Consider the following 11,789-nt stretch of genomic DNA (forward strand, 5'->3'; position numbering starts at 1 on the left):
GGGTCAGTCGGTGCGCGCCGGCGTCGGCGAGACCGGTTCGCGCTGGCCGGCCGCCGGCTCTTGAGCGTCCTCGGCCTTGGTCTCGGCCTCGGCCTCGGCCTCCAGCATGTGCTGCAGCTTCTCGCCCTCGACGTCGACGTTCGGCAGGAAGCGGTCCAGCCACCCCGGCAGGGCCCAGGCGCGACGGCCGACGAGCGCCATCACCGCGGGCACGATGGTCATCCGGACGGCCAGGGCGTCGAACAGCACCGCGGAGGCCAGACCCATGCCCATCGACTTGATCAGCGGTACGTCGTCCAGCAGGAAGCCGGCGAACACCGAGATCATGATCAGGGCGGCGGCCGTGACCACCCTGGCGGAGTGCCGGAAACCGGCGATCACCGCCTCGGTCGGCCCGGCCCCGTGGACGTACTCCTCACGCATCCGGGTCACGAGGAACACCTCGTAGTCCATGGCGAGTCCGAACACGACGCCGACCAGGAAGATGGGCAGGAAGCTCACGATCGGCGCGGTCTGGTCGACGCCGAAGACGTCCGCGAGCCAGCCCCACTGGAAGACCGCGACCACCACACCGAGGGTGGCGACCACGCTGAGCAGGAAGCCGAGCGCCGCCTTGAGCGGGACCAGGATCGAGCGGAACACGAGCAGCAGCAGGATCAACGCCAGGCCGACGACCACACCCAGGTAGGGGATCAGGGCGGCGCCCATCTTGGCGGAGGCGTCGACGTTCACCGCGGTCAGGCCGGTGACCATGAGGTCGGCGCCGGTGTCCTCGTGCAGTCCGGCGCCGCGTCCGCGAATGTCCGAGACCAGGTCCCGAGTGGCCTGGCTGCTGGGCGAGCTCTTCGGTACGGCGCTGATGACGGCCACGTCACCGCCCTGGTTGAAGGCGGCCGGGCCGACCGAGGCGACATCCGGCAGCCTGCCGAGCAGAGTGGCCGCGTCCGCGGCGGCGGCCTTGGGATCGTCGCTCCCTCTGCCGTCCACCACGATCGTCAGCGGGCCGTTGTAGCCGTCGCCGAAACCCTTGGTGATGGTGTCGTAGGTGATCCGCTCGCTGCTGCCGGGGGCGGCCATGCTGTCGTCGGGCAGCGTCAGCTTCAGCGAGAGTGCCGGAATGGCCAGGACGACGAGGGCAGTGACCGCCACGGCCAGCACCTTGACCGGGTTGCGCGTGACGAACTTCGCCCAGCGGACGCCCCATGCCTCACCTTCGCCGTGCTCCAGCGCCCGCAGGCGTGGGCTCTTGAGCCTGCCCTTCATGATGCGTTCCCCGACGAAGCCGAGGACCGCGGGCAACAGGGTCAGGGCGATGAGGACCGCTACGGCCACCGCGAAGGCGGCGGCGAGGCCGATGGTGCCCAGGGACTTGATCCCGATCACGGTCAGGCCCGCCAGCGCGATGATCACCGTCAGGCCCGCGAACACCACCGCCGATCCCGCCGTGCCGAGCGCCCGTCCGGCGGCTTCCTCGGGCGCACGGCCCTGGCGCAGTTCGCCGCGATAGCGGGAGACGATGAACAGGGCGTAGTCGATGGCCACCGCCAGGCCCAGCATCAGGGCCAGGGTCGACGAGCTGGAGCTCATGTCGAAGACCGCCGTGGCCATCGTCAGGACGCAGACGGCCGTCAGCACGCCGGCGATCGCCATCAGCAACGGCAGCCCGGCCGCGAGCAGCGAACCGAAGGTGATCACCAGGGTCACGGCGGCGACCGCGACGCCGATCAGCTCGGCCGGTCCGGCTCCCGCCTTGCCCTGTACGGCGTTGCCGCCCATGTTCACCGTCAGCCCGGCCTTCTCGCCCTGGTCGGCGATGTGGTGCAGGGCGTCCCGTGCCGCGCCGGTGATGTCGGTCTGCTTCACCTCGTAGGTGACCTGGGTGTAGGCGATGGTGCCGTCCCTGCTCACCAGGCGGTTGGCATAGGGGTCGGCGACGTTCGCCACCTGGGGCGCGGTCCTGAGCCCGGCGACCAGCGACTCGATCTCGGTCCTGTTCGTGCCGGAGGCCAGCGTCTGCCCCTTCGGGGCCTCGAACACGATCCGGGCCGTGGCACCGTCCGCGGAGGCCTGCGGAAACTCCTTGTGCAGCAGGTCGATCGCCTTCTGCGACTGTGTGCCGGGCAGGGTGAAACCCTCTGTCGTTCTGCCCGAGACGGTGCCCGCGCCGATTCCGACGGCAGCCAGGACGGCTATCCAGAACATCACGAACAGCCGTCGTCGCCGAAAGGCGAGCCGGCCCAACCGGTAGAGGAACGTGGCCACGGAAGTACTCCCACGGAAGAAGGGCTGTGCTGAACAGGGCCAATGAGCCCGATCACCAACCTAGAAAGGGCCGCGGCCCACCACAGGATTCAAAGGGACACATGCGCGGCCGGCCGTCTCCTCCGAAGGGAGGAATGCCTCTCGTTCTCGGGGCGCATCGCCGCCCACTTCCCGCATTCACGCGTTGACTGCGCTGTTCCGGACCTCGATGACGACTCGTTCGAATTTGTGGCCGACCGCTCGCTGTTTGACCGATCGGAACTGATGTACACATGACCGATCTCGGCAGCCTCGCCGGCCCGTCGGGTGTCAGCACCGCGGCGGCGGTCAACGGTGCGATCGTCGTGGGCAGTTCCTCCCTGCCGAACACGCCTGCCGCGACAAGGCACGGGTTCGCGTACGACCTGCGCACCCGGACGACGACCGATCTCGGCACCCTCGGCGGAAGCTCCAGCACAGCCAACGACATCAGCGGTTCCACCGTGGTCGGTCAGTCTCGAACGGCCGCCAACGGCCTCACCGGATACGCCTACGACCTCCGCACCGGCATCCGCACGGACCTGGGGTCCCACTTCCTGATCGCGCAGCTGATCAGCGGGAGCACTGTGGTCGGCGGCGACAGCCTGGTCTCCAGCTGGTTCAACCTCAAGACGCACACGAGTGCCGTGATCGGCTCCGGGCGCGGTGTCACCGAGGTCGAGCAGATCGCCGGGAACGTCGTGGTCGGTGACAACTTCGCCCCCAACTCCTTCGCCTTCGTCGCCCGCGTCGACAACGGCGACTTCACCTACCTGGCCTCCCTCGGCGGCCTCAACTCCGCCGCGACGCAGGTCAACCGCCACGGCGTCGTCGCGGGCAGCGCAGCACTTCCGTCCGCAGACCCGTCCACCGCCAACGGCCCTTTCCACGCCGCCGTCTGGGTGCCGCACAAGGTGACCTAGGGGAGCGACGTCGCGCGAGTGAAGGCGTGAGGCCAGGGCCGAAGGGCCGCGGGATAACGGGATGATGGGATGCAGGATGACGGGATGCAGGATGACGGGATGCCCGAGCTGACCGACCCGGCTGTCGGGCCACGGACGTCGTTCCTGGCCGCGGCTTCGCTCAATTAACTTCACTACGCGATCAGTTCGGGGGATCGATGAAGCTTCTCCTTACCGACTCCGGTGTCAGGAACGCAAGCATGCTGGCGGCGCTGGTCGATCTCCTGGGCAAACCGATCGCCGAGGCCAGCGCCCTCTGCATCCCCACCGCGGGGTACGGGGGCCCGTACGGGGATCCGGGCGGGCCATGGCGTTTCATCAGCGGACGCTCCCCCAACCCCATGACCGAGCTGGGGTGGAAGTCGGTGGGCGTGCTGGAGCTCACCGCACTGCCCGGCATCGACAAGGAACGCTGGGTCTCCTGGGTCCGAGAAACTGACGCCCTGCTGGTCAACGGCGGCGACACGATGTACCTGTGCCACTGGATGCGGGAGTCCGGACTGGCCGACCTCCTCCCGTCGCTGCGCGACACGGTCTACGTGGGGCTCAGTGCCGGGAGCATGGTGCTGACTCCCCGCATCGGGGAGGACTTCGTCGGCTGGAGACCGCCCACCGGTGACGACAGCACGCTGGGAGTCGTCGACTTCTCCCTCTTCCCGCACCTCGACAGCCCCGGTTGTCCGGAGAACACCATGGCCGAGGCGGAACGGTGGGCCGCCGGGATAAAGGGTCCGGCGTACGTCATCGACGCCCAGACCGCCATCAAGGTGACCGACGACGGCGTCGAGGTCATCTCCGAAGGGCACTGGAAGCTGCTCAACCCGGCATCATGAACGTCGACGGCCTCCCCGCCCTCGACCGTGCTCTCGGGCCACCGGAACCGGCTCTTCGATCTCGCCGGATGGCTGGCCAGGGCCCAGGCCCCCGAGTCGCCGGCCGCCGAGTGCGCATCCCAACGGCGTGCGGCCTGGACGCCGCCGCTCGCGCTCGCGTACTCCATCCGTCCTTCCACCGTCTTCAGTATGAGCGGCTCCGCAGATCCTGAACCTGGGCCTGTTCACCAACCGCAACCGAGCCGGCGGCTTCCTCGTCTTCGTCTGCTCCGGCGGCGCGATGTTCGGGATGTTCTTCTTCCTGACCCAGTTCGTGCAGAACGTACTCGCCAGGAATCCGATCGAGGCGGGATTCGCTTTCCTGCCGATGTCCCTCGGCATGGTGGTGGTGCCGAGGACGCTGACCCCGAAGATCGTCAAGCGTTACAGCCCGAAGACCTCCATGACGACCGGATTGCTGATGGTCGCCGCTGCAATGGTGTGGCTGACACAGATCTCGGCGTCGACCGGGTACTTCAGCGGCATCATGCTCCCGATGCTCCTGGCGGGAGCCGGTGTCGGCCTGCTCAACGCGCCGCTCGCCGCGGTCGTGGGACTGTTCCTGGTGCTGGCCGTCATCCGCACACCCAAGCCGGAGCCGGCCAACCAACGACAGGCCGTTGGCGCCGCCTGAGGAACACGAAAAGGAGCCTCCAAAGCGGACAGTAGTGGACCTGTAGCAATGCTGATTCTTGCCGCTGTACCGAGCATCCATCGACAGAGGAGTCTCACATTTGCAACTATGTGGACCTGTTTGGGCGATTAACGCCACGCAGTGAGTAGTCGCACTCACCGTCGCCCTCTCCGGTTACCCCGAGCGCGAAGCGAACAGCAGCACCACCCGGCCCTCCGCTCTGGCGACCAGGGGCTGACGGAACAGGGCTCTGACCAGCCTCTTTACAGAAGTCCTTCCGTCTGGCAGAAGCCGCCTTGCCGAGCCGGTACAAGCCTCACGACCCTGATTCCAACCACGGCACGCGGGGCGACGGAGCCCCGCCGACAGGGACGGGAACCCCCATGCCTCACATGACCGCCTTCGCCAGGAACCAGTGGTACAGCTAGCGCATCTTTCTGACCTGCGCTTATGCGAGGCGATGAGGCTGTGACCTGCTAGGACGGGTTGCAGAGGCGATCGGAGGCAGTCAGAGGAAACCGCTCTGATTCGACCCCGGTTCGACCCGGGTCGCTCGGAGGCAGTCAGAGGCAGCAGCCCCTGAAACTGGCCTTTGAGGGACCTGAGTTGGCCGGTGTGGATCACGAGTGAGCGACTCTGGCGGGGCTCTGTTTCGACCTCGGTCGAGCTGCGATGGGGACGCCTGCCTCCGCTCGGGGCCGGGCTTACGAGGGCCTCCAGGACGGCAATCCTGGAGACCTTGCCGGCGCCGTTGGAGGTCGGTTCCGGACACCACCCGTGGTTTTAGCGGGCCTGGGTGGCGTCCACGTCTTTGCGAGACGACCCCACCGTGACGCACAACACCCATCACGACCTCTCTCGACCAAACGCATCCCAATTCAACGGCGTTGTTCTGGGTTACGCCCAACTTCCGTCGGCCGCAACCGATCTCATTCTGCTCGGAGACCTCACCGGCCGCTACGCCACCGGCAGTTACAGCCGACTCTCCTCCGACGGCCGGACCGTGATCCCCCGCGGGGACCGCCAGGGCGCGGCCGAGCACGGACACCGGATCACCGCGGCCATCGCCTGCCACGTCGCCCGCGCCGGCGGCAGCATCGACCAGCTCACGCAGCTCCTGCTGCATCCCGAGCACGAAGGCGGACGGCACACCCGGCACATCGCGCTGCGCTCCGGGCAGACCCGCGCCCTGGACTACATCCGCCGGATCTGGAACAGCGCTTCCAAGACGATCAGCACCACCATCGCGCTGAGCTCCCGGCACGACGCGTACGAGATTCTCGCCGCGCTGCGGGACCGCATCGAGACCACGCCCTGGCGCGGGGAGCGAGGACGGACCGCGCTGCGGGTGCTGCGGGCGCACCTGAACTTCGCCGAGATCGCGGGCGGCCCCCTGCACCACGCCAGTGAGCGGCAGACAGCGGAGGAAGCCGGGGTGTCCCGCACGACGCTGCGGGTCATCTACGAGACAGTCCTCCGGCCGCGTGGCTGGCTGCGGCGTCTGCGGGTGGGCCATGGCCGGGAGGGCTCCACCTGGTACCTGGGCAACGGCAACATCGCGGGTCACGGTGGCCCGGCTTTGCTGTCTCGTTTCCGGTCCACTCAGTTCCCCCCCGACCCGGCACTTGGGGAGTGGACCACCTCTGAGACGGCCACGACGGCCGACATCGACTCCACCGTCCTCGGCAATCTCATGGGCCACGACGCCTTCGCCCACCACGGCCTCGGCAGCGCCGCCCTCATGATCATCAGCGCCCTGCACGTGCACCCGGACCAGACGGTCATTGAGCTCGTCGGCACTTCCTCGGTCTCCCGCGCCACCACCTACCGGACCCTGAAACGCCTCGCCGACCACGGACTCGTCCAGCACACCGGAGAGACCTGGAACCTCGCGCCACGTGCGCTGGAGGGCTTCGGTATCCCCCTCCCGGACGCCGACAACAGCCACACGCCGGCAGAGGGCTGGGCCAACATCGCCGAGCAGCACGGCACCTGGGGCATCGCGGCCCGGCGCAAGGCCCTGCACACGGCGGAGCGGGCGGCCTACCAGGAGGCACTGAGCCGGTTGGGGGAGCACCGCAGCAAGGCTGTAGTGATCGTCCGCGACGGCCGCCGAGTGCTGGTCCCCGCGCCACGTCCCGACGAGATCCCGCCCGCGTGGCATACCCCCGACGGACGCGTCCTCGACCCGCTCACCGGTCGTCCGGCCACCGACTGGCGGGTCGCCACCGACGGCCGCCTGATCCTCATCACCCCATCCGACCAGCGCAGTTACGACGAGCTGGCCGCTGCCCATGCCGAAGCCCTCAGCGAATGGGAGTCCGTCGCATGAACCCACATCCACCGACCACCTCCGATGCGAGCGAGGCGGTGACGCCCCAGTCCCTGCGCCGGCAGTACGAGTCCGGTGCCACGGTCGACGAACTCGTCACCGCCAGCGGCCTGTCCTACGGCAGCGTCCTCAACCGGCTGCACGACGCCGGGACCGTCATGCGCACCTCCTGGCAGACCCGCCGGATGCGGCAGAACCCACAAGCCCGCCAGCGCCTCGCAACTCACCTGCGCACCCTCTACGAGCAGCACGGCGCAACCCTCACCGAACTCGCCGCAACGGCGGGAGATTCGAGACGTGCTGCCCGGCGTCTGCTGATCGAGGCCGGCGGAACCGTGCGCACTACCCAGCAGACGCTGCGGATGCGCAGTGCAGCGCGGGCCCCTGAGCGGCAGAAGCTCGCGCTGTCTCTGCGGGCGCGGTACGAGGCCGGCGCCACGGTGCCGGAGCTTGCTGAGGAGTGCAACTACTCCGTGGCCACGGTCTACCGGCTCCTGCACCAGGCCAAGACGCGAATGCGGCCCCAGCACCGACACGGCTCCGCTCACCGTGACGGAAACCGACTATGAGAGCCGAAGCCAGAGCTTTCAATCGCTCTGCCCAAGGGCATCCCGGCTGCCGCTGCGGAGCACGGGCGCCTCCACCAGTCCGACGGAGACGTGCCTCCACAGGAGCAGCACTTCCACCGAATCACACACGACAACACCCCTTTCCCTTTCAGGAGATCAAGCACACGTGAACGCCAACACCCGCCACAAGACCCTGGCCGCAGCCACAGACCACGTCTGGGACGCGTTCGTGATCGTCGTCGGCATGCTCAAGGGCGGCACCGGAAAGACCACCTCGGCCTGGTTCATCGCCCTCTACTACGCCGTCGTCCTCGGCCTGCCCACGTTGCTGCTGGACGCCGACGCGACGAGCCAGTCCGCCTACGACTGGTTCAAGGTCGCCCAGGCCGCCGGCTTCGAGATTCCCGAGAACCTGGTTGTCGAGCGATACCCGTTCGACGACATCGCCGAGTACATCCGTGCCAAGCGCGCCGAGTTCGGCGCGATCGTGGTCGACGCCGGCGGCGGCAGCGCCCGCATCTTCCACGAGGCTGTCACCGAGGCGAACCTGCTGCTCGTCCCGGTCGCCCCCACCAAGATCGAGCGCCGAAAGCTCGTGGCCACCTTCGACGAGGCCGAGCGCGCCGCCGCACGCAACGAACACGGCGTCACCGCCCACGTCGTCATGGTCAAGGCCGACGACCGCACCAGCCTGCCCCGCAACGCGAAAGACAAGCTCCTCGACCCCGTTAAGGGCGAGGGCATCGGCCCGGACCGCGACGAGGCGTTCCCGCTCGCCGACACCACCATCCACTCCTGGGTCCACTACATGGAGGCCTTCGGCGAGATCCCGACCGAGCTGAGCGAGTACGCCGAGCTGATGAAGGAGCTGACCGCGGCATGACCGAACGCATGAAGCCCCCCGCCCGCCGCACGGGCGGTCGTACCTTGGGCGGAACCAAGAAGACCACCCCTCCGCCTCCTCCCCCGACCGCCGAGCTCACCCCCGAGCAGTACGCTGCCGAACAGGCCGCTACCCCGTCCGAAGGCCGTCCCGCGGCCGGCGAGCCGCAGATTCAGCCCGCTCCTTCCACCGTTCCCAACCCCGAGGGGTCGGCACAGGGCCAGGCCAAGGCGATGCCCGAAGTGGCACAGACGTCCGCCCAGCCGACTGCCGAGGCACCGGGCGGCCCCGTCCCGGAGCCGGCCGCCAGTCAGCCAGTTCGCCCGGCCGTCGCCGCCACCAAGGCGGGGACAGAATCCGCCGGTCAGCCGATGAAGCGGCAGGTACCGCCTGCACTCCCGGCTGCCGAGCCCGCAGCACCTGCCATCCAGCCCACGCAGCCAGCCAAACCCGTTGTGCAGCACGGCACGTCCGCGGCTCCCGGCGCAGCCTGGGGCGCCGAGGTGGCGCTTCGCCCTGCAGATTCCCCGGCGGCAGGCGGCAACGGGTTCCCGGTGAGGACCGATGTTCCACGGGCTCACCAGGAACAGGATGCGCAATCACAGACAACGCCCAGCCAAGGAACACCGTGGGCTCAGGGATCCGGCCGTCCCAAGGACATTCCTGAGACCGCCGTCGTTCTCAACCAGCGCATCATCGCGCGCGAGAGCCTCGACTCGTCGGTCCCCGCGGCGCTGAAGCTGAAGAAGCGGCTCAAGCGCTTCGCGCTGGACAACGAACTCGACCACCTGCCCATCGGCGACATCGTCTCGGTCGCACTGGACGAGTGGCTCACCACCCGCGGGTTCTGACCCGACCGCAAGGCACAGGGCGGCCACCCTCACGCAAAGGGGCGGGCCGCCCCGTGCCGACTATTCCAATAACCCAATAGGCGGATAGCTATCCGCCTATCCGGACCGACCGGAGCAGCTCGCATGCCTGATCACTCCCCCTACGCCCGCCGACTACGTGAAATCGCCGACGCGCTCGACGCCGAGCCCCAGCCGACCGATGACGTTCTCACGCCGCATCCGGACACTCTGGACGTCATCAGAAACCGGCACACCAAACGCGGACAGTTCAACCACGCCGTCCCCGCAGACCTCCAGCTCCAGCGACGCATCCGCCGCTACAACGCCGACACCGGCCTACCGCACGGAGACATCGTCGCTCTCGCCCTCGACACCTGGCTCCGCGCAAAGGGCTACCCGCCGAGCCTCGCCCCCACCAACACGACCGCAACATGATCGGCAGGCCGACGTACGGCGAAGAGATTTGCCTCTACTGCAGTCCCATACCGACCGGGAGGCGGACATATGCCCCGCCGCACGGTCACCCCACACCTGTTCGGCTACCCGCCGAACTCTGGTTGGCCGGGCAAACCGACGACTTAGTTGCCTCCCGGCTCAAACCCAAGCACCACGTCCGCTAAAACGCTCCACCGCACACGCGATTCGGAACGGACATCAAACAGGCGAATCTTCAGAGACGATCAAGCATCACATGCACTGCCAGCGACGAGGCAAGTATCCCTTTCACGTATGAACAGTAGGGCGGGAAGCCGCCTTGGAATGTCAGTGACCCCGTACCGCTCGCGTCGTCCCTCCCCGCTACCCCGACCGCGACGTACGCAGCAGGATCGGCGACGCGTTGGGTAAAGCCGACGATGCCGACCTGCTCGCTGCGTACCTGTGGGTCCAGGAAGTTTCGATCGGCCGCGAAGCCTGCACTGCGCTGCGAAGGCAGAGAGATGCCCTCCGCGAAAATCTCGAAAAACTCGGCATCCTCAAGAGCAGCTCACACTTTCGTGGGCGCACGTGGGAATTCACTCGGTCCGAACTTGACTCGATCTTCGACGCATTCATCAAGACGGCGAACGATGAACTCGACCTCATCGATGGCTCCTTGCAGCAAGCAAGCCTGGCCTTCGAGGAACTCAGTAGGCTGCCTGAAGAGGACCTATCCACACGCTACACGGCCGTGTCGACTCTCCACTGAACACCATCGCCGAACAGTGGGACGAGATCGCCCCCAGCACAGAACGCTTTGCGGAATGAGGTGTTTTACACCACCACACTCGGCGGACCAGGCCAGCACGACCCGAAGACCGTCCAAGCGCTCTCACGGCACGCCCACTTCACCGAAACATGGGACACCTATGCGCGCCCACCGAGGGCGGCAGAAGGCCTGCACGTAACCGCGTTCGGCGATGCCTTCCGTTCAATGCAGCAGATCCGGGGGTGAGTTGCAGCACGGTCGCCAACCTCCCAGAGCGAAACCTGGATTTCCGGCTCTACAAGGCGCACCCGCCCCGCGCCGAGTGGCGTCCGCACTCAGTCGCGGCAACAGCTCCGGTCGGGCCGCTGCCATCAGCGGGTGCTGCGCTGCTGTGCAGGGATGGAACCCTTCGCCTCCACCGCTCTACGTCGTGTCGTTCCCGAACCGAGAATCGGTGGCGGATGGTCTCCTCCAACGAGACCACAACGGCATCCAGTGGCGGGCGGATACCCGCCACTGGATGCCGTGAGAGCGGGTACACGCTGCTGCCTGGGGGTACTCGGCCCATGCCGCTCATCCGTGACATCGCCCACGCCGACTATTCGGTGGTGGAGGAGCTGTTGTACTCGAACCATCTGGGAAACGGCAGGTTCTACGATCCCGAGGGCTTGGACGTCATCGTGGCCGAGCTCCACGGAACCGTCATCGGGGTCGCTGAGTTCCAGCTCCACTGCGGCTTCGGACACGACGAGGGCCGAGAGGCGCATCCCGGCGAGCAGACGTTCGTCTTGACCATGGCCGTCGCTGATACGGATCGTCGCAGCGGGGTCGGGCGGGCACTTCTCACCGAGATCGCCCACCGGGCCCAGGAAGCAGGCCACACCTTCCTGGGCCTGGTCCCCCAGGACGGCGACAACGCGGCCAGCCGACAGGAGTTCTTCCAGGCATGCGGTCCCACGCTCTACGGACCCGACAGACCGGGTGTGGCATGGGGCTGCCCAATCTCAAAGATCCTCGACTGAACGCGACCAGCGAAGGCCGCCAGCGCATCGCCGACGCCGCGATCGACTAACCCGGCACCTGGGTCGTCATCGAGGTCACGGCCTCCCAGCTGCGTCGTGATCGGCCGCCGGAGCGCTCGTGCTACCTGCGTTCCAAATCTTCGCCGTCTCCGTGACCGATACGATGACGGATCCGCTTTCAGCTCGCTGTAAGTAGCG

General features: G+C 67.6%; 11 protein-coding genes. 10 read left to right on the forward strand and 1 reads right to left on the reverse strand.

The window, feature by feature from the left end; translation table 11 throughout:
* Window positions 1-3: 3 nt before the first annotated feature.
* Window positions 4-2,262, reverse strand: coding sequence for an MMPL family transporter (locus tag ACWC09_RS19670; RefSeq protein ID WP_450851821.1), 2,259 nt, complete (start codon window positions 2,260-2,262; stop codon window positions 4-6).
* Between the two features lie 272 nt (window positions 2,263-2,534).
* Between ACWC09_RS19670 and ACWC09_RS19675 the strand changes: the two genes are divergently transcribed.
* From ACWC09_RS19675 to ACWC09_RS19720, 10 genes are all read left to right on the forward strand, one after another.
* Window positions 2,535-3,203, forward strand: coding sequence for a hypothetical protein (locus tag ACWC09_RS19675; protein ID WP_450851822.1), 669 nt, complete (start codon window positions 2,535-2,537; stop codon window positions 3,201-3,203).
* A gap of 197 nt (window positions 3,204-3,400) precedes the next feature.
* Window positions 3,401-4,075 (forward strand): Type 1 glutamine amidotransferase-like domain-containing protein, encoded by a 675-nt coding sequence (locus tag ACWC09_RS19680; RefSeq protein WP_450851823.1) that lies wholly within the window; start codon window positions 3,401-3,403, stop codon window positions 4,073-4,075.
* A 289-nt stretch (window positions 4,076-4,364) separates the two neighbouring features.
* Window positions 4,365-4,748 carry a hypothetical protein gene (locus tag ACWC09_RS19685; RefSeq protein WP_450851824.1) on the forward strand — a complete coding sequence of 128 codons (384 nt, stop codon included), beginning with the start codon at window positions 4,365-4,367 and terminating at the stop codon, window positions 4,746-4,748.
* 829 nt (window positions 4,749-5,577) lie between these two features.
* Window positions 5,578-7,080 (forward strand): helix-turn-helix domain-containing protein, encoded by a 1,503-nt coding sequence (locus ACWC09_RS19690; RefSeq protein WP_450851825.1) that lies wholly within the window; start codon window positions 5,578-5,580, stop codon window positions 7,078-7,080.
* Window positions 7,077-7,649, forward strand: a complete 573-nt coding sequence (locus ACWC09_RS19695) for a helix-turn-helix domain-containing protein (protein WP_450851826.1) — start codon at window positions 7,077-7,079, stop codon at window positions 7,647-7,649. Before ACWC09_RS19690 ends, ACWC09_RS19695 begins: the two co-directional genes overlap by 4 nt.
* A 166-nt stretch (window positions 7,650-7,815) precedes the next feature.
* Complete coding sequence (locus tag ACWC09_RS19700; RefSeq protein WP_450851827.1) at window positions 7,816-8,532, forward strand: ParA family protein; 717 nt, start codon at window positions 7,816-7,818, stop codon at window positions 8,530-8,532.
* Window positions 8,529-9,383, forward strand: coding sequence for a hypothetical protein (locus ACWC09_RS19705; RefSeq protein ID WP_450851828.1), 855 nt, complete (start codon window positions 8,529-8,531; stop codon window positions 9,381-9,383). Before ACWC09_RS19700 ends, ACWC09_RS19705 begins: the two co-directional genes overlap by 4 nt.
* Window positions 9,384-9,506: 123 nt before the next feature.
* Window positions 9,507-9,818 carry a hypothetical protein gene (locus ACWC09_RS19710; RefSeq protein ID WP_152771989.1) on the forward strand — a complete coding sequence of 104 codons (312 nt, stop codon included), beginning with the start codon at window positions 9,507-9,509 and terminating at the stop codon, window positions 9,816-9,818.
* A 403-nt stretch (window positions 9,819-10,221) separates the two neighbouring features.
* Window positions 10,222-10,569: a hypothetical protein gene (locus ACWC09_RS19715; protein WP_450851829.1), complete on the forward strand. Its 348-nt coding sequence runs from the start codon at window positions 10,222-10,224 to the stop codon at window positions 10,567-10,569.
* Between the two features lie 566 nt (window positions 10,570-11,135).
* Window positions 11,136-11,591: a GNAT family N-acetyltransferase gene (locus tag ACWC09_RS19720; RefSeq protein ID WP_194238490.1), complete on the forward strand. Its 456-nt coding sequence runs from the start codon at window positions 11,136-11,138 to the stop codon at window positions 11,589-11,591.
* The last annotated feature ends 198 nt before the right edge of the window (window positions 11,592-11,789 follow it).

The sequence above is a fragment of the Streptomyces sp. NPDC001617 genome (genome assembly GCF_053596855.1).